This is a genomic window from Janthinobacterium sp. SUN033, from assembly GCF_030397595.1.
Taxonomy (GTDB): domain Bacteria; phylum Pseudomonadota; class Gammaproteobacteria; order Burkholderiales; family Burkholderiaceae_D; genus Janthinobacterium; species Janthinobacterium kumbetense.
This window is the reverse complement of record NZ_JAPQNV010000002.1, coordinates 300,387-323,453: the sequence shown is the minus strand read 5'-3', so window position 1 is coordinate 323,453 and position 23,067 is coordinate 300,387. Positions and strand designations below refer to the sequence as shown.

Genomic DNA, 23,067 nt, shown 5'->3' with positions numbered 1-23,067 from the left:
TTTTTTAAAATCAGTAGCACAGTTTAGGAGCACACCATGTGTGGCATCGTCGGCGTCGTTTCCCATCAACCTGTCAATCAATTGCTCTATGATGCATTGTTGCTCCTGCAACATCGCGGTCAGGACGCGGCAGGGATTGCGACCAATCACAGCAGTATGTTTTCCATGCACAAGGCCAATGGCCTCGTGCGTGACGTCTTCCGTACGCGCAACATGCGTTCGCTGCAAGGCACGACGGGCATCGGCCATTGCCGCTACCCGACGGCCGGTTCGTCGAGCGAAGAGGAAGCACAACCGTTCTATGTGAATGCGCCGTTCGGCATCACCTTGGCGCACAATGGCAACCTGACCAACTGGGAACAGTTGAAGCTGGAAATGTTCAAGAACGACCGCCGCCACATCAATACCGATTCCGATTCGGAAGTGCTGCTCAACGTGCTGGCGCATGAAATCCAGGAAGCGACGACGGGCCTGAACCTGGACCCGGAAGCCATCTTCAAGGCTGTCACCGTGCTGAACCGCCGCGTCAAGGGTGGCTACGCTGCCGTGGCGCAAATCGCCGGCGTGGGCTTGCTGGCCTTCCGCGACCCGCACGGCATCCGTCCGCTGTGCCTGGGCATCAATGAAACGGAGCAAGGTCCCGAATACCTGATCGCTTCCGAATCCGTGGCCCTGGAAGGCATGGGCTTCCGCTTCGTGCGCGATATCGGTCCCGGCGAAGCCGTCTTCATCGATGCTGACAAGCAATTGCACAGCGCCCAGTGTGCCGACAATGCCAGCCTGAACCCGTGCGTATTCGAGTTCGTCTACCTGGCCCGTCCCGATTCCGTCATCGACGGCGCCTCCGTGTACGCCACGCGCCTGAAAATGGGCGAGTACCTGGCCGAAAAGATCCGCGCTGAATTGCCTGGCGTACATATCGACGTGGTCATGCCGATTCCCGATTCCTCGCGTCCGGCCGCCATCCAGCTGGCCATGGCGCTGAACATCGAGTACCGCGAAGGCTTCATCAAGAACCGCTACATCGGCCGCACCTTCATCATGCCGGGCCAGGCGGCGCGCAAGAAATCCGTGCGCCAGAAGCTCAACGCGATCCCGTCCGAATTCAAGGATAAAGTGGTGCTGCTGGTCGACGATTCCATCGTGCGCGGCACCACCAGCCGTGAAATCGTGCAGATGGCGCGCGAAGCGGGCGCGACGAAGGTCATCTTCGCTTCGGCCGCACCACCGGTGATCTACCCGAACGTGTACGGCATCGACATGCCGACGCGCGACGAACTGATCGCCTACGGCCGCACGACGGAAGAAGTGTGCCGCGAAATCACGGCCGACTACCTGGTGTACCAGGATATCGGCGCGCTGAAACAGGCCATCGCCGACGTCAACCCGGCCCTGACCAACTTCGAGGCTTCGTGCTTCGATGGCGTGTACGTGACGGGCGACGTGTCGCAGGAATACCTGGACCGCCTGGAATATGCGCGCCACCATCCGAAGGCGGCAGCGCCCGAAGATACGCCGCGTTCCCAGCTGAACCTGAACCTGGCGACAACAGAAGCATAAGTAAGCTGCCCGGCCGATGCCGGGCATTTTTTTCTCTGCGATCATGAACGATAAAAAAAACTACGGCTTTACCACCACCATCCTGCATAACGACCGCCGCAAGGGCATCGAACATGGCTCCCTGCACAAGCCCGTGCACACCTCCGTTGCCTTTGGTTACGCCGATGCGCGCCAGCTCGCTTCCGTGTTCCAGGGCAAGGAGCCGGGTTTCCGCTATGGCCGCCAGGGCAACCCGACCGTTTCCGCGCTGGAAGACAAGGTCAACAAGATGGAAGACGGCGTGGCGACCCTGTGCTTCGCCACCGGCATGGGCACCATCGGTGCCGTGGTGCAATCCTTGCTGCGCGCGGGCGACCATGTCGTGTCGTCGGCCTTTTTGTTTGGCAACACCAACAGCCTGTGGCAAACGGTGACGGGGCAGGGCATCGGCGTGTCGTTCGTCGACGCCACCGACGTGGCCAATGTGGCGGCCGCCATCACGCCGGCCACGCGGATTGTTTTCGTGGAAACTATTGCCAATCCGCGCACGCAGATCGCCGACCTGAAGAAGATCGGTGACTTGTGCCGCGAGAAGGGCATCCTGTACATCGTCGACAATACGATGACGACGCCATACCTGTTCCGTCCGAAAGCCGTGGGCGCGGGCCTGGTGGTCAATGCCTTGACGAAATCCATCGGCGGCCACGGCAATGCGCTGGGCGGCAGCTTGACGGATACGGGCGTGTTCGACTGGACGCAGTATCCGAACATCTTCGAGAATTACAAGAAGGCGGCGCCCGCACAGTGGGGCATCGCGCAAATCCGCGCCAAGGCCTTGCGCGATTTCGGCGCCTCTTTGGGGCCGGAAGCGGCGCACCATATCGCCGTCGGGGCGGAAACCATGGCCTTGCGCATGGACCGCACCTGTTCGAACGCCCTGGCGCTGGCGACCATGCTGGCCGCCGATCCGAGAGTGGCGGCCGTGCATTACCCGGGCCTGGCGTCGCACCCGCAGCATGCGCTGGCGACGGACTTGTTCCGCAGCTATGGCTCGCTGTTCAGCTTTGAATTGAAAGATGGCATCGACTGCTTCGATTTCCTCAATCGTCTCAATCTTGCCATTCCCGCCAGTAACCTTGGCGACACGCGCACCCTCGTCATTCCCGTCGCCCACACGATTTTCTACGAGATGGGTGCCGAGCGGCGCGCCAGCATGGGCATCGCCGAGTCGCTGATCCGTGTGTCGGTGGGTATCGAGGATGAGGTGGATCTGCTGGAAGACTTCAAGCACGCATTGGAAGAAGAATAAGGTTTCACTTTTTTGAGAAAAAGATTACATTTAAGTGTAATTAAAGCATATGTGTCTTTTTCTCAATCGGAGAGTGGGAATGAAAAAAATTGTATTTAGTGTTTTTTTATTGTTTTCTTGCGCTGTCTATGCTGATGACCTGACGGATGCGAATAAATTCCTGCAATCCAAGGCTTACCCACAAGCCTTGGATTTGTACAAGAAACTGGCTCAGGCCGGGAATGCCGAGGCTCAATTTCATTTGGGCGAGATGTATTTGTATGGTGAAGGAGTGGCTGTCGATGCCGCGCAAGCCGGACAATGGTTTGGGCAGGCCTCCAAGGCGGGCAACAAGAATGCCGAAGCCGCGCTTGCCCTTATGGCTAACCGTGTCGCGCGAAAAGGTGACATTGATTACTATGTCAACTCATATGCCGGCGAGGATGTTGCCTTGAGTAAGGTCAAGTGCGTTACCCCGGTGATCCCTGCATTCTCCCAAACCAAGCGTCAAATCAGAGATGTGGCCGATAGTGTCGATGCCTGGATGGCGTGCTATAACAGCTTTGTCAGTAATTTGAATGCTTCTTTGCCGCCTGGCAAAGCCATTCCTTCTGATATTGAATCGTTGATGAATGAGCAGGAATTTGAAAAGGCCAAGCTGCGCATGGATGCAGCCTATGCGAGGGTGAGTGCCGAAGGGCGTGAGCTGGCAAAAAATATCTTGGCGCAGCGCGATGAGTGGCACTCCAAAACAGAGGCGTATCTCTTGGCGGAGAATAAAAAAATTCAGACAGAAAATGAAATGAGTGAATTGAATCGCTCACGTACCGCGAACACGCCGCAATGGGTGACCAGTCCTTTGCCAAGCAAATAAGGCAGTCTTGCCGATGTGCTCAATAGGATGGGAGTTAAGCGCTCGCAGGTATGATGCAAGCGCTTTCCCTCTTAATGCCAACTGCGCATGAGTCCGACGGCCAAACCTTCCAATGCAAACTCATCTTCCGGCGACACGGTAATCACCTTGAAGTCGGGGTTTTCCGGCAGCAATTCGATGACGGACCCCGTCTTCTTGTAGCGCTTGACGGTGACTTCGTCGCCGATGCGGGCCACGACGATCTGGCCATTCTTGGCGCTGTCGACTTTCTTGACGGCCAATAAATCGCCATCCATGATGCCGGCGTCGCGCATGGACCAGCCGCGCACCTTCAGCAGGAAGTCAGGCTTGGCCGAAAACAGGGCGGGGTCGACGTTGTAGCTCGCTTCCAGGTTTTCCTGCGCCAGGATGGGCGAACCGGCCGCTACCCGGCCGATCAGGGGCAGCGACATCAGCAGCGCTGCCGGCACCTTCGATGGCAGCGCTTCGGCGGCGGCGCCGATCAGGCGGATGCCGCGCGAGGTGCCCGGTGAAATCTCGATCGCGCCCTTGCGGGCCAGGGCCTGCAAATGCTCTTCGGCCGCATTGGCCGATTTGAAACCCAGTTCATTGGCGATTTCGGCACGGGTGGGAGGAAAGCCCGTGTTTTCAATCGCGTCCTTGATCAGGTTCAGGATTTGTTCTTGTCGTGCTGTCAGCTTGATCATGAGCGGTGGGTGCATACTAAAATGCTGTCTATATGAACAGTCTGTATTTTTGTACAGTATCGTTCACTATGCAAGGGGATTTCCGTGTTTTGGGCGAATTTCGCAAGAAATACTTGTCCACGGACGGAAAGCACGGCGGCGCGCGGGCTTTTCGGGCCCATGTGGAAGGAATGATTGAAACGTTTGCAAAAGGCGGTTATAATCTTCGGCTGACCTTCCCACACCCGTCTTGACGCCGGGGTGGGCGATTATCAATCCGACCTGAAGGAGTTTGCATGCGTCATTATGAAATAGTCTTTATCGTCCATCCGGACCAAAGCGAGCAAGTGCCCGCGATGATCGAACGCTACAAAGCCAGCGTAACCACCCGCGGCGGTTCGGTTCACCGCGTGGAAGATTGGGGCCGCCGTCAAATGGCTTACTCGATCCAAAAGCTGCCTAAAGCACACTACATCTGCCTGAACATCGAATGCGACAACGAGACCCTGGTCGAGTTGGAAACAGCATTCAAATTCAATGATGCCGTGTTGCGTCACCTGACCGTTAAAATGAAGAAAGCTGAAACAGCTCCTTCGCCGATGATGAAATCGGTACAACGCGAAGACGCGGCCAAAAGCCACCGCACCGAAGCACCAGCAGCCGCTCCAGCCGCAGCAGCAGCTTAATTCTTGACCAGGATCGTGCGCTGAACCAGCTACAAGTAACCGCCATCATTGCCGAGCGCGAAATATTGCGCTATACCCCGGCAGGGCTGCCGATTGTGAATGCAGTATTGCAACACAGTTCGCAGCAGATGGAAGCAGGAATTGCCCGTTTGACCGAGTTTGATGTTGCCGCGCTAGCCGCTGGCGAAATCTCAGGCCGGTTCAGCCAGGCAAGCTTGGGCGGGGTGTATCAGTTCACGGGTTTCCTGGCCAGGAAGAGCCGCAACAGCAAGAGTTTGGTGTTTCACATCATTGATTTTAGTGCAGTCAATTCTGACTAGCGCATTTTAGATACAGGAGCCTGACATGGCATTCGGTAAAAAGTTCGACAAAAATAAGCTCAAGCTTAAAGAAAAACGCAAACAGCAAAACCCGTTGTTCAAACGCAAGAAGTTCTGCCGCTTCACCGCAGCTCACGTTGAGCAAGTCGACTACAAAGACGTCGACACGCTGAAAGACTTCGTCCAAGAAAACGGCAAGATCATGCCAGCACGCCTGACCGGTACCAAAGCGCACTACCAGCGCCAAGTTGACACCGCAATCAAGCGCGCTCGCTTCCTCGCGCTGCTGCCATACACCGATCTGCACCACGCTTAATCGGTCAGATATTCCTGGAGAAGAACTATGCAAATCATTCTGTTAGAAAAAGTTGTTAACGTCGGTAACCTCGGCGAAGTCGTCAAAGTCAAAGACGGTTACGCACGTAACTTCCTGATCCCGCAACGCCTGGCACGTCGTGCTACGGCAACCGCTGTGGCTGAATTCGAAGTCAAGCGCGCCGAACTGGAAAAAGCTGCTGCCGCTAAACTGGCCGCATCGCAAGCCCAGGGCGAAAAACTGAGCGGCCTGACCGTTCAAGTTGCTCAAAAAGCTGGTGTTGATGGCCGTCTGTTCGGTTCCGTCACCAACTTCGACATCGCTGAAGCGCTGACCAAGCAAGGTTTTGCTGTTGAAAAAGCACAAATCCGCATGCCTACCGGTCCGCTGAAGATCGTTGGCGAGCACAACGTTTCGGTTGCTCTGCATACCGACGTGGTTGTGGAAGTTGTTATCGCTGTCGTTCCAGACGCGAACGCGTAATCGTCTGCGGGCCTGGCCCGCAAGCGTTGCCGCACTATGAAAAGCCGGGTTCGCCCGGCTTTTTTGTGGCCTTTTTTTCGCTCAATTTCAGCCCTTTATTTTTGCCAGCACGCCGAAGCGGGTATAATTCGCGCCATGAACGCCCCCTCTGATCCGCAACTGGATTCCCTCCGTATTCCGCCGCATTCGATCGAAGCAGAACAATCCGTTATCGGTGGTCTGCTGCGCGACAATGCCGCATATGACCGCATCGCCGACTTCATGCATGCGGAGGATTTCTATCGCTATGACCATCGCATCATCTTCGAGCAAATCGTCAAGATGGTTAACGCTTCCAAGCCAGCCGATGTCATTACTGTTTTTGAAACCCTGACCCAGCTCGGCAAGGCCGATGATGTGGGCGGACTCGCTTACCTGAACGCCATGGCGCAAAACACGCCATCGGCCGCGAACATCCGGCGCTACGCCGAGATCGTGCGCGACCGCGGCGTGCTGCGTAAACTCATTACCGTCGCCGACGATATCTCCGGCACGGCCTTCAGCCCGCAGGGCAAGGAAGTCAAGCAGATGCTTGATGAGGCCGAATCGAAGATTTTCGCCATCGCCGAAGAGGGCGCGCGCGGCGCCCAGGGCTGGACCGCCATCCAGCCCCTGCTGACGCAGGTAGTCGAGCGCATCGACGAACTGTACAGCCGCGACAACCAGAGTGAAATCACGGGCGTGCCCACCGGTTTCATCGACCTCGACCGCATGACCTCGGGTCTGCAGCCGGGCGACCTGGTGATCGTGGCGGGCCGTCCTTCGATGGGCAAGACGGCGTTTTCCGTCAACATCGGCGAAAACGTGGCCATCGACAGCGGCCTGCCCGTGGCCGTGTTCTCGATGGAGATGGGCGGCGCCCAGCTGGCCATGCGTATGCTGGGCTCCGTCGGACAGCTCGACCAGCACCGCCTGCGCACGGGCCGCCTGAACGACGAAGACTGGCCGCGCCTGACGAATGCGATCCAGAAGATGAACGACGCGCAGTTGTACATCGATGAAACGCCAGCCTTGAATTCCATCGAGTTGCGCGCCCGCTCGCGCCGTTTGTCGCGTCAGTGCGGCAAGCTGGGCCTGATCATCGTCGATTACTTGCAGCTGATGTCGGCCAATACGCCGGGCGACAACCGGGCCACGGAGATTTCCGAGATTTCACGGGGCTTGAAAGGCCTGGCGAAAGAACTCGGTTGCCCCGTGATTGCGCTGTCCCAGCTGAACCGCTCGCTGGAGCAACGCCCGAACAAACGTCCTGTCATGTCCGACTTGCGCGAATCGGGCGCTATTGAGCAGGATGCCGACGTGATCCTGTTCATTTACCGCGACGAGGTGTATAACCCCGACTCGCCGGACAAGGGAACGGCCGAAATCATCATCGGTAAACAACGTAACGGTCCAATCGGCAGCATCCGCCTCACCTTCATGGGGCAGTACACCAAATTTGGCAATTACAGTGGTGGCCTGGCGCTTTACCAAGGCGACTAACACAGCAGCACTGATATTCCATTGGCCGCCCCTTCATCAAAAGGGGCGGCTTTCTGTAGTAAATAACACGACTCAATGCTTAACGGAGAATGACATGTTTGGACGCTTGATGCCCACTGAGGGCAAGTTTTTTGAATTGTTTAACCAGCACGCGGAATTGTGCGTCAAGGGCGCCAAAGAGATGCTCGGCCTGATGACCAATTTCGATGACCTGGAAAACCGCGTGCATGCGATCGAAAGCATCGAGAAACAGGCGGACAAAGTCACCTACGCCACCGTGGAAATGCTGCACAAGACCTTCATCACGCCGATCGACCGCGATGACATTCATCAGCTGATCACGCGCCAGGACGACATCCTCGACCTGCTGGAAGATGCGGCGCAAACCGTCTCGCTGTACGACCTGAAGGCCGTCACGCCGGAAGCCAAGCGCCTGGCCGAACTGGTACTGGCCTGTACCGAAAAAGTGCGCGACGCCGTCGCCATGCTGCACAACATGGACAACTCGCGCAAGATCGTCGCCATCTGCGAAGAGATCGACCGCCTGGAATCGGACGCCGACCACGTGATGCGCGCCGCCATGTCCAAGCTGTTCCGCGACGAACCGGACGTGCGCAACCTGATCAAGCTGAAAGCGATCTACGAAATTCTGGAAACCGTGACCGACCGTTGCGAAGATGTGTCCAATATTATCGAAGGCATCATCGTCGAAAACGCGTAAGCGTTGGGCCTGTCCTGAACCAGAATCAGAAAAGAAACTACAATGACCATACAAATCAGCATCTACGTGCTAGGCCTGTTGATCGTCCTCGCACTGCTGTTTGACTTCATGAACGGCTTCCACGATGCCGCCAACGCGATCGCCACGGTGGTCTCGACGGGCGTATTGAAACCGCAGACCGCGGTTGCCATGGCCGCCACGTTCAACTTCGTCGCCATCTTCGTGTTCCACCAGCTGACCGTGGCCGCCACGGTGGGAAAGGGAACCATCGACCCGGCGGTGATCGACCAGTACGTGATCTTCGGCGCGCTGATGGGCGCCATCTTCTGGAATTTGTTTACCTGGTACTACGGGATTCCTTCGTCGTCTTCGCACGCGCTGATCGGCGGCCTGGTGGGCGCCGCCGTCGCCAAGTCCGGCACGGGCGCGCTGGTCGCGGCCGGCCTGTGGAAAACGGTGGCCTTCATCGTGATCGCACCGGTGCTGGGCTTTGTGTTCGGTTCCATCATGATGCTGCTCGTGTCGTGGATATTCGTGCGTTCGACGCCGCGCAAGGTCGACAAGTGGTTCCGCCGCCTGCAACTGGTATCGGCGGCCGCCTACAGCCTGGGCCACGGCGGCAACGATGCGCAAAAAACCATCGGCATCATCTGGATGCTGCTGATCGCCGCCGGTTACTCGAGCGCGGCCGATGCCATGCCGCCGATGTGGGTCATCATCTCGTGCTACACGGCCATCAGCTTCGGCACCCTGTTCGGTGGCTGGCGCATCGTCAAGACCATGGGTCAGAAGATCACCAAGTTGAAACCGGTCGGCGGCTTCTGCGCCGAAACGGGCGGCGCGATCACCCTGTTCGTCTCGACGGCGCTGGGCATTCCCGTGTCGACCACGCACACCATCACGGGCGCCATCGTCGGCGTCGGCTCGTCGCAAAAAATGTCGGCCGTACGCTGGGGCGTGGCGGGCAATATCGTCTGGGCCTGGATCTTCACGATTCCCGCGTCGGCCTTCGTCGCAGCAGTCGCGTGGTGGATTGGCCACCACATCATGTAATGGATAGCCAACGCCAGTAAAAAGGGAGCCTCGCGGCTCCCTTTTTTTATGCGCCGGCCAGTTCCACCGTCAGCCCTTCGTAGGCAAGGAACACTTGCAGGCCATTGAGGCGGCTGCTGTAGCGCCCCATCACGTCGGCAAACACGGCTTCGAGCTGCTCGTCGCTGCGCGTCGGTTCGTGGTGGGTGCAGTACAGGCGCCGCGCGCCGCAGCGCAGGGCGAGGTCGAAGGCGGCGTCGAAGGTGCCGTGGCCCCAGCCCTGCTTGCCCGGGTATTCCTCGCGCGTGTACGAGCAATCCATGATCAGCGCATCGACGCCGGCGACCAGCGCGTCGATGCCGGCCTGGCGCTGCGCATTGCGCGCCGCGCAGGCCATGTGCTCGGCATGGCCGGGCGGATGCAGGTTGTAGAACGGTTCATGGTCGCCGCTGAAAAACAGCGCGACGCCGCCGCAGTCGATGCGGTAGCCGAGATTGACGACAGGGTGGTTCATTTCCGCGCCGCGCACGCGCGCGCCCCCCACCTCGACGGCTTCGCCGGGCGCCAGGGTGCGGTACTCGATGCTGGCCGCCATGGCCGCTTCGCTGACAGGAAAATAGCTGCCTTGCAGCTGCACCGCCATCACGTGCTCGATGCCGCGTCCGCTGATGGCGTCAAAGGCGCCATGCAGACGCATGCGGTTGCCGGCCACGAACAGGGGCGAAAACATGGGCAGGCCGTGGATGTGGTCCCAGTGGCTGTGCGTGATGAAGACGTGCGCGTCGACGGGCTCGCCCGGCGGCAGTTGCTGCGCCAGCGAGAAGATGCCGCTGCCCGCATCGAGGATGATCAGGCTATCGTTGTCGGTGCGTACTTCGATGCACGTGGTGTTGCCGCCATAGCGCGCCGTGCGCGGGCCGGGGGAGGGGATGGAGCCGCGCACGCCCCTGAACGTGAATTTCATTCAGTACCTTGTTACGGTGTAATTATTGTTGATTCTATTCTAATTAATGAGATTGGCGGCAACATTTATGTGTGTTGCAATACGGCAAGTTATTTCATTTTGTTGCAACTAAGTAATGTACAGTGCGCAGGGTGGCCGTTACACTGGCGCTTGCCGACTTCCCCTTTTTTGCTTGCCCATTACCGGATTGCCACCAACATGCCTCAGTTGCACCCTGAGAAAATCGCCCACAGACTGGAGCAATTGACCGAACTCAGTGTCGCGCTTGGCCATGGCCTGGGCGGCGAAGGGCACGATATCGGCGCGCTGTTGCAGCGCATCGTGCTGCTGGCAAAAAGCATGAGCGGCGCCGATGGCGCCACCCTGTACCGGCCCATGGCCGGGGGGCGCCAGCTGGCGTTCGACATCAGCGTCAACGACAGCCTGGGCATCGCGCAGGGCGCCGACATGGGCTTGCCTGGCGTGCCCCTGTTTGACGCTGCCGGCCAGCCGAACCTGGCGTCGGTGGCCGCGTATGCGGCGAACCTGCGCCGCAGCGTGAACATCGCCGACGTGTATCGCGACGAGGGCTTCAATTTTTCCGGCATGCGCGACTTCGACCGCCACCACGGCTACCACACGCAATCGATCCTGACGGTGCCCATGAGCGACCACGAGGGCGACCTGATCGGCGTGCTGCAGCTGGTCAATGCCAAGGATGGCGAGACGGGCCAGGTACGCGCCTTTTCCTCCACCGACCAGCGCTTCATCGAGGCGCTGGCCGCGCAGGCGGGCGTGGCGCTGACGAATCAGCTGCTCATTTCGCAGCTGGAAGAGCTGCTCGAGTCGCTCGTTACGCTGATCAATATCGGCATCGATGAAAAATCGCCGTACACGGGCCGCCACTGCCAGTTCGTGCCCGAGCTGACGATGCTGCTGGCGGACGCCGCGCACGCCACGCAAACGGGGCCGCTGGCTGATTTCCGGCTCAGCGACAACGAGCGCAAGCAGCTGTGGCTGGCCGGCTTGCTGCACGACTGCGGCAAGATCACCACGCCCGTGCACGTGGTCGACAAGGCCACCAAGCTGGAAACCATTTTTGATCGCATCGCGCTGATCGACACGCGCTACGAAGTGCTGCTGCGCGACGCCGAGATCGCGGCCTTGCGCCAGCAGGCGGCGCAGCCGCAGCAAAAGGACGCCATCGCCCGCGCGCTGGCACAGGAGCAGGCGGCGCTGCGCGAAGAGCGCGACTTCATCCGCACGGTCAACGTCGGCGGCGAGAGCATGGCGCAGGCCGACCAGGAGCGCGTGCGGCAGATCGCCAGGCGCCGCTGGCGCGCGGCCGACGGCGAACTGCGCGATTTCCTCGACGCCGACGAGACGGAAAACCTGACCATCCGCGCCGGCACCCTGACGGCGGCCGAGCGGGCCATCGTCAACAACCATATCAGCGTGTCGATCCGCATGCTCGAAGCGCTGCCGTGGCCCAAGCACCTGCAGAAGGTGCCGGAATACGCTGGCGGCCACCACGAGCGCATGGATGGCAAGGGCTATCCGCGCGGGCTGACGAAAGAGCAGATGTCGGTGCCGGCGCGGCTGATGGCGATTGCCGACATTTTCGAGGCGCTGACGGCGCGCGACCGGCCCTATAAAAAGGGCAAGCCGCTGTCCGAATCGCTGCGCATCCTCGGCAACTTCAGCCTGAACGGGCATATCGACCCGGAGCTGTTCGACGTTTTCATCCGCAGCAAAGTCTATCTGACCTTCGCTGAAAAGCACATGCATCCGAGCCAGATCGATGCCGTCGACGAGGCGGCCATTCCGGGCTATACCCCTTGAAGCTGTCGCTGGCCTTGCGCAAGCATGGGGCGCGGTCGCTGCTGGGCATATTGCTGACCTTGGCGGCGGCCGTCCTGTGCCTGGCCGGCAACGACACTGTCGCGCGGTTTGATTCCATGCTGGGCGACTGGCGCATGCGTCTTGATGCGCCGCAGCTCGACCGCCGCATCGTCATCGTCGACATCGACGAGCAAAGCCTGGCCCGGGTGGGCCGTTTCCCCTGGAGCCGCGACATCCAGGCGCGCCTGGTGCGCCAGCTCACCGGCCATTACGGCGTGGCCGCGCTGGGCTTCGATATCTCGTTTCCCGAAGCGGACACCAGTTCCGGCTATGCCGTGCTGCAAGGCCTGGCGCGGGGCGAACTGGCGGGCGTGGCCGGCTTGCCGGCGCAGCTGGAAAAACTGCGCCCGGCCATGGATTACGATGGCCTGTTCGCCGAGGCCATGCGCGGCCAGCCCGTGGTGCTGGGCTACAGCGTCTCGGAACAGCAAAGGAAGGGCGTGCTGCCCAAGCCGGCTTTTACCGTCGCCGATTTGAACGGGCGCAGCGTCACGGCCTACGTGGCGCGCGGCTACGAAGCCAATATCGCGCCCCTGCAGGCGGCCGCGCAGGGCGCCGGCATCTTCACGGCGCTGACCGATGCCGATGGCGTGGTGCGCTCCTCGACCCTGTTGCAGCGCATCGGCGACGGCTATTATCCGTCGCTGTCGCTGGCCACGGTGGCCGCCTACCTGCAGGCGCGCGCCATCGCTCCCCGTTTCACGGGCACGGCCGATACCCTGTCGGCGCGCGAACTGGCCAGCGGCGGACTCGAACACATCATGCTGTTTACGCCGCGCGGCGCGCTGGCGATCCCCGTGGGCGAAGCCTTGACCACCACGGTGCAGTACCGCGGCGCGGGCGGCCCCGATGGCGGCGCCTTCCGCTATGTGTCGGCGTCCGACGTGCTGGCCGGCACGGTGCCGTCCGCGCTGCTCAAGGGCGCCCTCGTGCTGGTGGGGACCACGGCGCCCGGCTTGAACGATATCCGCGCCACGCCCGTGAATGCCGAGTATCCGGGGGTGGAAGTGCACGCCAACCTGATCAAGTCCATGCTCGACGGGCGCTTCAAGGCGCGGCCCGACTATGCGCTGGCATTCGAACTGGTGCAGATCGTGCTGTTTGGCCTGCTGCTGGCGGGCGCCTTGGCCGTGCTGCCGCCGGCCGGCGTGATGCTGGCGACCGTGGGCGCGCTGGCGGCCGTCATCGCCATCAATCTGTACCTGTACGCCGTGCACGACCTGGTGCTGGGCGGCGCCGTGCTGCTGTTGCTGATCGTCGCGCTGTTCATGGCCAACCTGGCGTGGGGCTATTTTTTCGAGGTGCGCAAGGGACGCGCGCTGGTGGCCCGTTTCGGCGAATATGTGGCGCCCGAACTGGTGGCCGAGATGGCCGACGATCCGCAGCGCTACACCATGGAGGGGGAGAACCGCGAACTGACGGTGCTGTTTGCCGACGTGCGCGGTTTCACGGCCATTTCCGAGCAGCTGGCGCCGGCCGCGCTGCGCGAATACATCAACGAATACCTGACGGCCATGTCGGAAGATATCCGCGACAGCCATGGCGGCACCCTCGATAAATACATCGGCGACGCCGTGATGGCGTTCTGGGGCGCGCCCGTCGCCTTTGCCGATCACGCCAGCCGGGCCGTGGCCAGCGCCCTGCTGATGCAGGGCAGCGCGGCGCGGCTGAACCAGCAGTTTTGCGCGCGCGGCTGGCCGGCGCTGCGCATCGGCATCGGCCTCAATACGGGGCCCATGCATGTGGGCGACATGGGTTCGCGCATCCGCCGCGCCTATACCGTCATGGGCGACAGCGTCAACCTGGCCGCGCGCCTGGAAGGCGCCAGCAAGCTGTATGGCGTGGGCATCGTGGTGGGCGAGGCCACGCGCGCGGCCGCCGCCGCATTCCTGTACCGCGAGCTGGATCGGGTCAGAGTGCAGGGCAAGCAGGAAGCGGTGGCCATCTTCGAGCCGCGCGGCGTGCTGGCTGATGCTACGGCCGCGGAACTGGCGCAGCTGGAACGCTGGCACGCGGTGCTGGCCCTGTTGCGCGCGCGCGACTGGGCGGCGGCTGGCGCGCAGCTGGCCCGCTTGCAGGCGGACTTTCCCGATGACGGCTTGTACCGGCTGTACGCGGCGCGCCTGGAACGCTATCGCAGCCTGCCGCCGCCAGCCGACTGGGATGGCGTGACAGAATTGCACAGTAAATAAGGCGGCCAGCGCACCGGAAAATGCCCGTTATTGCAGCATTTTTATCACTGTGCGCGCACTGTTTGTTGCGTTGCGATAAAAAACGGGGAGAAATGTTAGAAATTTCTGACTGGAAACAAAAAGCCGTCTAAAATTTGTCTTCAATCCATTGCCGGACACGCTGGCGCCTGCGGGCCGCGCGCTTGTCCGGTTACACAAGAAATCCTTCACATGACATATCGTTTGGTGCACCTGCTTGCGGGTTCCGCGCTGCTGTTCGCCGTCGGCGCCGCCGGCGCTGCCGTTTCCATGGATGACGCTGCTCCTGCCCTGCAGGAAGATGGCGTGCCGCGTTTCGAGATCCGCCGCTTCGACGTCCAGGGCAATACCCTGCTCACGTCGGCGCAGGTGCAAGCCTTGCTGGCGCCCTTTACGGGAGTGCAGCGCGATTTTTCCGACATCGCGCGCGCCGTCGAGGCGCTGGAGGCGGCTTACCGCGAGCGCGGTTACAGCGCCGTGCAGGTGCAACTGCCGGAACAGGAACTGGAACGGGGCGTGGTGCGCCTGAGCGTGCTGCAAACGCCGCTGGGCAAGCTCGCCATCAGCGGCAACACCCATGTCGACGAGGCCAACGTGCGGCGCGCCTTGCCGTCCCTGCGCGAAGGCGAGACGCCGAACTTGCCGGCCTTGTCGCAAAGCCTGAAGCTGGCCAACGAAAATCCGGCGCGCAAGATCGAAGTGCGCCTGCAGGCCGACGAGCCGGCGGGCGCCATCGACGCCATCGTCACGGTGGCCGATGAGCAGCCCTGGAAAGCCATGCTCAACGTGGACAATACGGGCAATGCGCAAACGGGCAAGACGCACGTGGGCGTGGTGTTGCAGCATGCCAACCTGTTCGGCCGCGACCATGTGGCCAGCCTGCAATACACGAGCAGCCTGGAAAAGCCGGACAAGGTGGGCGTGTATGGCGCCGGCTACCACTTGCCGCTGTACGCGCTGGGCGACTCGATGGACTTTTTCGCCAGCTATTCGAACGTCGATTCGGGCAGCGTCTCGGCCGGCATCTTCGACCTGGCCGTCAGCGGCCAGGGCAGCATGGCCGGCATCCGCTATAACCAGAACTTCGCCCGCAGCGGCGATTTCGAACCCAAGCTCGTGTACGGCATCGATTACAAGGCGTATCGCAACAGCGTGCAACTGTTCGGCATGGAGCTGGGCGCCGACGTCACCGTGCACCCGCTCAGCGTCAGCTACATCGGCAACTGGACCTTGCCCACGGGCGAGACCAGCGTGGCCGTCACGTTCGCGCATAACATTCCTGGCGGCAAGCATGGCGCGCAAGCCGATTTCGACCGCGTGCGTGCGCATGCGAAGGCCGCCTACAACACGGTGCGCCTGAGCGCCAGCTCGGGACGCGTGCTGGCCGGCGACTGGCAATGGCGCGCGCTCGTCAATGCGCAAGTCACGCCGGACGCGCTGGTGCCGGGCGAGCAGTTCGGTGCCGGCGGCGCCGCGTCCGTGCGCGGCTTTGCCGAGCGCGAGGTATCGAATGACTCGGGCGCCAGCCTGAACCTGGAGCTGTACACGCCGAACTGGTGCGGCCAGACCCTCGGTTATCAATGCCGCGCGCTGGCCTTCTATGACACGGCCTGGCTGCGCCGCAACCATGCGCTGCCCGGCGAAAGCGCTTCGCAAGGCATAGCCAGCGGCGGACTCGGCCTGCGTTTGCTGCTGAGCCGCTACGCCAATCTGCAACTCGATTACGCCCATGTCGTCAATGGCGGCGACACGGGACAGCGGGGCGCCAACCGCCTGCATTTCCGCCTCGCCTTGGCCTACTAGTATCAGGATGAACACCATGCAAAACCACGCCCAGCACGCCTCCGTTTTCATCCTGACGCCATCATTTGCTCCACCTTGTGCGCTACCCCTGCGCCGCACGGCGCTGGCGCTGCTGCTGGCCGGCTGCTTCGGCGCGGCGCAGGCCAACCCCGCCTTGCCGCAGGTGGTCCATGGACAGGCGACGTTCAACCAGCAGGGCAATGTGTTCTCGATCACGAACACGCCCAACACCATCATCAACTGGCAGAGTTTTTCCATCCATGCCGGTGAAATCACGCGCTTCATCCAGCAAAACGGCAATAGCGCCGTACTCAACCGCATCACGGGACAAGACCCCAGCAAGATCCTGGGCGCGCTCGAATCGAACGGCAAGGTGTTCCTGATCAATCCGAACGGCATCGTCTTCGGTCAGGGCGCGAAAGTGGATGTGAATGGACTGGTGGCGTCCAGCCTGGGCATGACGAACGAGGATTTCCTGGCCGGCAAGCGCCAGTTCACTGCGGGCGGCGTGGCCGGTGCCGTCGGCAATGCGGGCACCATCAACGCGGGCAAGGGCGGACAAGTGTTGCTGATCGCGCCGAACGTGGAAAACACGGGCCTCATCACGGCGCCGAACGGCGAAGTGATCCTGGCGGCCGGGCGCAGCGTGCAGCTGGCCGACCCCGGCAATCCGCAATTGCGCGTGCTGGTGTCGGCGCCCGCCGACCAGGCCCTGAACCTGGGCCAGATCATCGCCCAGGGCGGCAGCATCGGCATGGCCGGCGCGCTGGTCAGCCAGCGCGGCGTGCTTATCGCGAACAGCGCCGTCGTCGGCGACAACGGCAGGATCGTGCTCAAGGCCAGCGGCAAGGTGCTGCTCGAAGGGGGCAGCGTCACCAGCGCCACGGGCGCGGCAGGTAAAGGCGGCGACATCCAGGTGCTGGGCGAGCAGGTGGGCTTGCTGGGCAATGCGGCGATCGACGCCAGCGGCGCCACGGGCGGCGGCACGGTCTTGCTGGGCGGCGATTACCAGGGCAAGAACGCGGCCGTGCAGAATGCGCGGCAAGTGCTCGTCGGCAAGGACGCCAGCGTCAAGGCCGATGCCATCGACAGCGGCAACGGCGGCAAGGTCATCGCCTGGGGCAATGAATCGGCGCAGGTGCACGGCAGCATTTCCGCGCGCGGCGGCGCGCAAGGCGGCGACGGCGGCTTCGTGGAAACCTCGGGCCATTCCCTGGCCGTGGGCGGCATCCGCGTCGATACGAGCGCACGCCGCGGCAAACGCGGTACCTGGCTGCTCGACCCCTACGATATCGATGTGGTGCAGGGCGGCGGCGGCAGCCTCGGTGACGTGGACGAGTTTGCCGAAGGTCCGCCCTCCAGCAGCACCAGCATCGGCGCCGACGTGATTTCCAATGCCAACAGCAACGTGACCTTGCAGGCCCAGCACCGCATTAATTTCAGCAGCGCCGTCAATATGCTCCATCCCGGCATCGGCCTGAGCGCCACGGCGGGCGAGACGATCAATGTGTATGCGGCCATCAGCACCAACGGCGGCAATGTGACCTTGTCGGCCAACGACGCCAGCAGCGGCGCCGCGTATGGTTCCAGCGCGAATATCCACCTGAACGCGCCGATCACGACGAACGGCGGCAGCGTGTCGCTGTCCGGCGCCAGCGTGGCGGGCAGCGGCGTGGTCAGCGTCGGCAACGGCAACCTGTCCCTGCGCGCCAATTTCGCGGGCGGCGAAATCAACCTGACGGGCGGCGGCGCGCGTCTGGCCGGCAGCGGCATCGGCGGCCAGACGGTGACCTTGCAAGCCGACAGCATCAGCATCGGCGGCACCCTGGATTTCGGCGGCACCGGCGGGCGCGCCAGCGTGGCGATCAAGCCCCTGAGCAGCTCGCGCCTCATCGACCTGGGCAGCAAGTCCGGCGGCGCCCTGGGCCTGGACGCGGCCGAGCTGGCCGGCATCTCGGCATCCTCGCTGACCATCGGCGACGGCAGCAACACGGGCGGCATGCGCATCTCGAATGCGATCAATCTGGCGGGCGACCTGCGCCTCAATTCAGCTTCCCCCATCACGGCCACGGGCGCCGTCACGGTCGGCGGCCTGTTTGCCCTCGACGGCGGCGCGTGGATGCAAAATGCGCCCGGTCTGGCCGCTTTCTCCGCCAGCCGCTTCGCCATCGCGCCGGGCGCCAGCTTCCTGCGCGTGAGCGGCGGCGACGGCAGCACGGCCGCGCCTTACCAGATCGTCGATATCTACGGCTTGCAAGGCATCGGCAGCCTGGGGCTGGGCAACAACTATCGGTTGATGGGCAATATCGACGCCAGCGGCACGACCAGCTGGAACCAGGGCGCCGGTTTTGCGCCCATCGCCGGCGGCGATGGCGCAGGGTATGCGGGCATGTTCGACGGCGGCGGTTTTGCCATCAACGGTCTGTACATCAATGCCCTGAACCCGACCGTCAGCTCCGGCGTGGGCCTGTTCGGCAAGGTGCAGGGGGGGACGGTACGCAACCTGGCCCTGCAAAATGGCAGCGTGGCGGGGGTGAATAATGTCGGCGCGCTGGTTGGCTTGAATCTCGGCGGGACGCTGGACAGCGTGCGCAGCAGCGCCGCGGTCAGCGGCGCCAGTGCCGTCGGCGGCCTGGTCGGCAGCAACGGCGGCACGCTGCGCAATGCCAGCGCCAGCGGCAGCGTCGCGGGCATCAATGCGGCCAATGGCGGCAGCATCGGCGGGCTGGTGGGGGCAAACCTGGCCGGCGCCAGTATCGATGCCGCCTACGCCACGGGCGACGTGACGGGAGCGCGCGACAAGGTCGGCGGCCTGGTGGGGAACAATGACGGCGCCATTTCGCAATCCTACGCCACGGGCGCCGCCCGCGGCGCGGCCAATATCGGTGGCCTGGCGGGACGCAATGGCGGCAGCATCAGCGACGCCTACGCCACCGGTGCCGTCGGCGTGTCGGCCGATGGCGACCAGGCGGTGCCCCGCGCAAACCTGGGCGGGCTGATCGGCTGGAGCGTGGCGGGCAGCAGCGCCAGCCACGTCTACAGCAGCGGCGCCGTGGCCGGCAGCGGCTTTGCGGGCGGCACGGTGGGCGGCCTGGTGGGCCGCGCCGATGTGGGCGCGGGCATCGCGTTCGGTTTCTGGAACTATGAGACGGCCGGCATCCTGATGGACCAGGGCGGCGCCAGTGGCCGCACCACGGTGCAGATGCAGCAGCAGGGCAGCTTCAACGATTTCAATTTCAGCAGCGTCTGGCGCATCTACGATGGCTATACGACGCCGATGCTGAAGGCGCTCCTGAAACCGCTGCAAGTGAATGTCACGGACAATGCCAGCGGCAAGGTCTACGATGGCCAGCTGGCCGCCTTCCTGGGCACGATAGGTTACGTGGGACTGCTCGACGGCGACGCGGGCGTGAATGGCAGCCTCGGCTATGGGAGCAATGCACGCAATGTGGGCACCTACGGCCTGACGGGGCTGTGGTCGACCAAATACGACATCACCCTGGGCGGCACGACCACCTATGCGATCACGCCGCGCATCCTGACGGTCGGCATCGGCGGCAATGGCAAGGTATATGACGGCAACCTGAGCTATGACGGTGCCACCTTCGTGCTGGGCAATGTGGTAACGGGCGACAATATCAGCATCAGCGGCAGCGCCGCCTTCCTCGACAAGAATGCGGGCGGCAGCAAGGCCGTGCACGCCAGCGGCCTGACCCTGGACGGCAATGAGCTGGGCAACTACAGCCTGGCCGCGACGACGGCGGACGGCACGGCGGCCATCACGGCGCGCATCCTGAATTATGGCGTCTCGGGCGCGCAAAGCCGCGTCTACGACGGCACGCTGCAAGCGGCACTGAATGGCTATTTCGAAGGCCTGGTGGCGGGCGACCAGGTCGGCATGGCCGGCTTGCTGGGCAGCTTCCGCGACAAGAATGCCGGTACAGGCAAGGTGGTCGATTACCAGGTGGCGACGGGCCACCTGACGGGCGCCGATGCGGGCAACTATGTGCTCAATGGAAATGCGGGCAGCACCACGGCCGACATCGGCGCGCGCGCGCTGAACCTGTCCGGCGTGGCAGGTAACAAGGTCTACGATGGCACGACGGGCGCCAGTTTGGTCCTGGGCGATGACCGTCTCGCCGGCGACAGTTTGACGGCCTCGGCAGTGGCCAACTTTGCGGACAAGAACGTGGGCGCGGCCAAGGCGGTGGAGCTGAGTGGCGCGGCGCTGACGGGCGCCGATGCGGGCAATTATTTTATCGTCTTGCCGACAGGCTTGCTGGCCAGCATTACGCCCGCCAGCCTGACCCTGGCCAGCCTGAGCGCGGCCGGCAAGGTGTATGACGGCACCACGAATGCGGCCGTCAGCGCATCGGCGAACGGCGTGCTGGGCCAGGATGTGGTCAGCGTGGTGGGCGGCAGCGGCAGCTTTGCCGACAAGAACGCGGGTGCGGGCAAGCTGGTGACAGCCAGCGGCTTCCGCCTGGCGGGCGCCGATGCGGGCAATTACACACTGGAAACGACGGGCGGCACGGCGCAGGCAACGATTGCGCAAAAACAATTGTCAATCTGGGTCGGCAGCGGCAGCGGCTTGTGGAGCGACGCGGCCAACTGGGATGGCGGCGTGGTGCCGGAAGGCGCGAACGTGCTGGCTGTCGACTTCAGCAACAGCAAGGGCATCGTCACCTACAGCGCGGCGGCCGGCAGCACCATCCTGAAAAACCTGCATTCGGCGACGGGCTTGCTGTTGACGGGCGGCAGCCTGACGCTCGGTGAAAGCGCGCTGGACTTCTCCGTGCTGGGCGGCCTGGCCGGCCTGGAAATCAACGGCGGCAGCTTGCTGCTGAACGGCAGCCTGTCTGCGGACCGTTATGCGCAAGACGGCGGTGTGCTGAGCGGCAACGGTAACTTGCTCGTCGCCAACAGTTTTAATCAGACGGCCGGCGCCATCCGGCTGGCGGGCCAGCTGGCCATCACGCAAGCGGCGGGCGATATGCGCTTCGCCAGCCTGGCGGCCAACGAGGTGAAACTGAGCGCCCTGAACGGCGCTATCGGTCAGGATGGTGCCTTGCTTGCCGGCAGCCTGGCTGCGCAGGCGCGCGATGGCATCGTGCTGAACCATGCGGGCAACCAGGTGGGCAGTTTTGCCGCCAGCAATAGCGCAGGGGGCGGCATTGCGCTGAACAATACCTCGGCGCCGGGCACCCTGGTCCTGGGAACCTTGGTAACGGGCGCGGGCAACATTGCCATCGATAACACGGGCGGCGTCATGGCCGGCAACATCAATGCGAATGGCGGCAACGTCAGCGTGACGGCGCACAGCCCCGTCACCGTCAACGGCAAGATCGAGGGCAAGGACATTGCGCTCAATGCCAGCACGGATGTGTTGCTGGGCAATGGTGCGCAGCTGGCAGCGGCGCGCGACATCAGCCTGGCGGCTGGCGGCGACATTCGTATCGAGGGCAATGCCCAAGTCCTCGGCGGCGGCAATTTCAGCGCCAGCGCGGGGGGCAATGTGCGCTTTGCGGACACGGCAAGCTTCGCCTTGCCGGCTGCGGCCAGCATGAGCGTGCTGGCGAAAGCGGGCAGCATCACGGGCGACTCGGGCGTGCGCATCAACCGCCAGCGCGCCAACGTCAGCTTGCTGGCGCCGAATGGCACGGTGAACATGGCGGATGCCATCTTCCTGCCTGCCACGACCGTCGACAAGCCCGCCATCGATGCCAGCGCCAGCGCCGCCATCGATGAAGCCTTGCGTATCATCAAGCAGGCCGACCGTGCCAACGCCCCGCTCGCTTCTGCGTCGCCAGCCAAGGATGATGACAAGAAGAAAGACAGCAAGGATGTTGCCGATGCCACAGATAAACCCACAGGATACAAATACGATGATGCCGCAAAAAAAATGTACTGCAATTAAGGCCTTGCTGTGGCTGGCCCTGATGTGCGTGGGCGCGCACGCCTGGGCGGGACAGGTGGCGGGCACGGTGATGCAGTTGAGTGGTCCCTTGATGGCGAAGAAGGCGGATGGCAAGGTGAAAATCCTGGCCATCAAGTCCGAAGTCGAGCAGGGGGACACCTTGCTGACGGAAAAGGAAACCTATGCCTTGATCAAGCTGATCGACAATAGCGAAATCACTTTGAAACCGAATACCAGTTTCGTCATCGAGCAATTCAGCTACACGGCCGAGCAGCCTGACGGCGACCACGCCATCTTCAGCCTGCTCAAGGGCGGCTTACGTTCCGTCACAGGCTTGCTGGGCAAGCGTAACAAGGAGCGTTTCGAGATGAAGACGCCGGCCGCCACCATCGGCATCCGCGGCACGACGTTTGTTTCCACCTATGTGCCAGCCTCGGCGCAGGCGGTGCCAACGGTGCCGACACCAGGCGGGGCGGCGAGGGCGCCGGGCCTGTATGTGCAGGTGCTCGATGGTTTGATTCATGTGACCAATCCTGCCGGGACGCAGAATTTTGCCGCCGGCCAGTTCGGTTTTACGCCCAGCTTCAAGCAGCCGCCCGTGATGCTGCCTGTCAATCCCGGCATCCCGTTCACGCCGCCGCCGGTCTTTTCATCGTCGTCATCGGGCCCGGGCAGCGCGGCAGGCGGCAGCAAGCCGGCCGCCATCGATTGCGTCGTGCGCTAAGCGTCGTCAAACAAGCCCGGCACACCGTGCAAATAGGGCTTGACCTTCCCATCATGGGATAGCAGATCCTGTCCGTATTCGTTACTCTTTCGTACAGGATCT

17 protein-coding genes are annotated in these 23,067 nt (G+C 62.4%); 15 read left to right on the top strand and 2 right to left on the bottom strand.

Features of this window, described 5'->3' with window-relative positions:
• Nucleotides 1-36: 36 nt before the first annotated feature.
• From purF to OX460_RS10035, 3 genes are all read left to right on the top strand, one after another.
• Nucleotides 37-1,560 (top strand): amidophosphoribosyltransferase, encoded by a 1,524-nt coding sequence (gene purF, locus OX460_RS10045; protein WP_034783451.1) that lies wholly within the window; start codon nucleotides 37-39, stop codon nucleotides 1,558-1,560.
• Nucleotides 1,561-1,603: 43 nt separating this feature from the next.
• Nucleotides 1,604-2,848, top strand: a complete 1,245-nt coding sequence (locus tag OX460_RS10040; protein ID WP_289898561.1) for a cystathionine gamma-synthase family protein — start codon at nucleotides 1,604-1,606, stop codon at nucleotides 2,846-2,848.
• Nucleotides 2,849-2,927: 79 nt separating this feature from the next.
• Complete coding sequence (locus OX460_RS10035) at nucleotides 2,928-3,701, top strand: tetratricopeptide repeat protein (protein ID WP_251350437.1); 774 nt, start codon at nucleotides 2,928-2,930, stop codon at nucleotides 3,699-3,701.
• 71 nt (nucleotides 3,702-3,772) lie between these two features.
• Here the strand turns inward: OX460_RS10035 and lexA are convergent, their stop codons facing one another.
• Complete coding sequence (gene lexA, locus OX460_RS10030; RefSeq protein ID WP_034783454.1) at nucleotides 3,773-4,408, bottom strand: transcriptional repressor LexA; 636 nt, start codon at nucleotides 4,406-4,408, stop codon at nucleotides 3,773-3,775.
• A 275-nt stretch (nucleotides 4,409-4,683) separates the two neighbouring features.
• On the opposite strand from lexA, the gene rpsF reads away from it, so the two are divergent.
• From rpsF to OX460_RS09995, 7 genes are all read left to right on the top strand, one after another.
• Nucleotides 4,684-5,073, top strand: a complete 390-nt coding sequence (rpsF, locus tag OX460_RS10025; protein WP_034750499.1) for a 30S ribosomal protein S6 — start codon at nucleotides 4,684-4,686, stop codon at nucleotides 5,071-5,073.
• Nucleotides 5,074-5,093: 20 nt separating this feature from the next.
• On the top strand, nucleotides 5,094-5,393 hold the full coding sequence (gene priB, locus OX460_RS10020) for a primosomal replication protein N (RefSeq protein ID WP_034783455.1): 300 nt from the start codon (nucleotides 5,094-5,096) through the stop codon (nucleotides 5,391-5,393).
• A gap of 25 nt (nucleotides 5,394-5,418) precedes the next feature.
• Nucleotides 5,419-5,709 carry a 30S ribosomal protein S18 gene (gene rpsR, locus OX460_RS10015; protein ID WP_010400024.1) on the top strand — a complete coding sequence of 97 codons (291 nt, stop codon included), beginning with the start codon at nucleotides 5,419-5,421 and terminating at the stop codon, nucleotides 5,707-5,709.
• Nucleotides 5,710-5,736: 27 nt separating this feature from the next.
• Nucleotides 5,737-6,192, top strand: a complete 456-nt coding sequence (rplI, locus tag OX460_RS10010) for a 50S ribosomal protein L9 (RefSeq protein WP_034783456.1) — start codon at nucleotides 5,737-5,739, stop codon at nucleotides 6,190-6,192.
• A 135-nt stretch (nucleotides 6,193-6,327) separates the two neighbouring features.
• The gene (locus OX460_RS10005; protein WP_034750488.1) at nucleotides 6,328-7,713 is read left to right on the top strand and encodes a replicative DNA helicase; all 1,386 of its coding nucleotides are present in this window, start codon (nucleotides 6,328-6,330) and stop codon (nucleotides 7,711-7,713) included.
• A gap of 94 nt (nucleotides 7,714-7,807) precedes the next feature.
• Nucleotides 7,808-8,434, top strand: a complete 627-nt coding sequence (locus OX460_RS10000; protein ID WP_010400015.1) for a DUF47 domain-containing protein — start codon at nucleotides 7,808-7,810, stop codon at nucleotides 8,432-8,434.
• 42 nt (nucleotides 8,435-8,476) lie between these two features.
• Nucleotides 8,477-9,487 carry an inorganic phosphate transporter gene (locus tag OX460_RS09995; RefSeq protein ID WP_034783457.1) on the top strand — a complete coding sequence of 337 codons (1,011 nt, stop codon included), beginning with the start codon at nucleotides 8,477-8,479 and terminating at the stop codon, nucleotides 9,485-9,487.
• Between the two features lie 46 nt (nucleotides 9,488-9,533).
• Here OX460_RS09995 and OX460_RS09990 read toward each other — a convergent pair whose 3' ends face one another.
• Nucleotides 9,534-10,430 (bottom strand): MBL fold metallo-hydrolase, encoded by an 897-nt coding sequence (locus tag OX460_RS09990; RefSeq protein WP_099667003.1) that lies wholly within the window; start codon nucleotides 10,428-10,430, stop codon nucleotides 9,534-9,536.
• A gap of 198 nt (nucleotides 10,431-10,628) precedes the next feature.
• On the opposite strand from OX460_RS09990, the gene OX460_RS09985 reads away from it, so the two are divergent.
• The 5 genes from OX460_RS09985 (at nucleotide 10,629) to OX460_RS09965 (ending at nucleotide 22,965) form a co-directional block, all read left to right on the top strand.
• On the top strand, nucleotides 10,629-12,251 hold the full coding sequence (locus tag OX460_RS09985) for an HD family phosphohydrolase (RefSeq protein ID WP_289898560.1): 1,623 nt from the start codon (nucleotides 10,629-10,631) through the stop codon (nucleotides 12,249-12,251).
• The gene (locus OX460_RS09980; RefSeq protein WP_289898559.1) at nucleotides 12,248-14,503 is read left to right on the top strand and encodes an adenylate/guanylate cyclase domain-containing protein; all 2,256 of its coding nucleotides are present in this window, start codon (nucleotides 12,248-12,250) and stop codon (nucleotides 14,501-14,503) included. Before OX460_RS09985 ends, OX460_RS09980 begins: the two co-directional genes overlap by 4 nt.
• Before the next feature lie 210 nt (nucleotides 14,504-14,713).
• Complete coding sequence (locus tag OX460_RS09975; RefSeq protein ID WP_289898558.1) at nucleotides 14,714-16,324, top strand: ShlB/FhaC/HecB family hemolysin secretion/activation protein; 1,611 nt, start codon at nucleotides 14,714-14,716, stop codon at nucleotides 16,322-16,324.
• Between the two features lie 16 nt (nucleotides 16,325-16,340).
• Complete coding sequence (locus OX460_RS09970) at nucleotides 16,341-22,241, top strand: YDG domain-containing protein (protein ID WP_289898557.1); 5,901 nt, start codon at nucleotides 16,341-16,343, stop codon at nucleotides 22,239-22,241.
• Nucleotides 22,210-22,965, top strand: coding sequence for a FecR family protein (locus OX460_RS09965; RefSeq protein ID WP_289898556.1), 756 nt, complete (start codon nucleotides 22,210-22,212; stop codon nucleotides 22,963-22,965). The genes OX460_RS09970 and OX460_RS09965 overlap by 32 nt, the downstream gene beginning before the upstream one ends.
• Nucleotides 22,966-23,067 lie beyond the last annotated feature (102 nt).

Excerpts from the sequence above, each read along its gene's own strand:
- OX460_RS10005 (WP_034750488.1), top strand. The coding sequence starts at position 6,328 with ATGAACGCCCCCTCTGATCCGCAACTGGATTCCCTCCGTATTCCGCCG.
- rpsR (WP_010400024.1), top strand. The coding sequence starts at position 5,419 with ATGGCATTCGGTAAAAAGTTCGACAAAAATAAGCTCAAGCTTAAAGAA.
- OX460_RS09990 (WP_099667003.1), bottom strand. The coding sequence starts at position 10,430 with ATGAAATTCACGTTCAGGGGCGTGCGCGGCTCCATCCCCTCCCCCGGC.
- rplI (WP_034783456.1), top strand. The coding sequence starts at position 5,737 with ATGCAAATCATTCTGTTAGAAAAAGTTGTTAACGTCGGTAACCTCGGC.
- purF (WP_034783451.1), top strand. The coding sequence starts at position 37 with ATGTGTGGCATCGTCGGCGTCGTTTCCCATCAACCTGTCAATCAATTG.
- OX460_RS10040 (WP_289898561.1), top strand. The coding sequence starts at position 1,604 with ATGAACGATAAAAAAAACTACGGCTTTACCACCACCATCCTGCATAAC.
- OX460_RS09995 (WP_034783457.1), top strand. The coding sequence starts at position 8,477 with ATGACCATACAAATCAGCATCTACGTGCTAGGCCTGTTGATCGTCCTC.
- OX460_RS09965 (WP_289898556.1), top strand. The coding sequence starts at position 22,210 with ATGATGCCGCAAAAAAAATGTACTGCAATTAAGGCCTTGCTGTGGCTG.
- OX460_RS09985 (WP_289898560.1), top strand. The coding sequence starts at position 10,629 with ATGCCTCAGTTGCACCCTGAGAAAATCGCCCACAGACTGGAGCAATTG.
- OX460_RS09970 (WP_289898557.1), top strand. The coding sequence starts at position 16,341 with ATGCAAAACCACGCCCAGCACGCCTCCGTTTTCATCCTGACGCCATCA.
- rpsF (WP_034750499.1), top strand. The coding sequence starts at position 4,684 with ATGCGTCATTATGAAATAGTCTTTATCGTCCATCCGGACCAAAGCGAG.
- lexA (WP_034783454.1), bottom strand. The coding sequence starts at position 4,408 with ATGATCAAGCTGACAGCACGACAAGAACAAATCCTGAACCTGATCAAG.
- OX460_RS09975 (WP_289898558.1), top strand. The coding sequence starts at position 14,714 with ATGACATATCGTTTGGTGCACCTGCTTGCGGGTTCCGCGCTGCTGTTC.
- OX460_RS10000 (WP_010400015.1), top strand. The coding sequence starts at position 7,808 with ATGTTTGGACGCTTGATGCCCACTGAGGGCAAGTTTTTTGAATTGTTT.
- OX460_RS10035 (WP_251350437.1), top strand. The coding sequence starts at position 2,928 with ATGAAAAAAATTGTATTTAGTGTTTTTTTATTGTTTTCTTGCGCTGTC.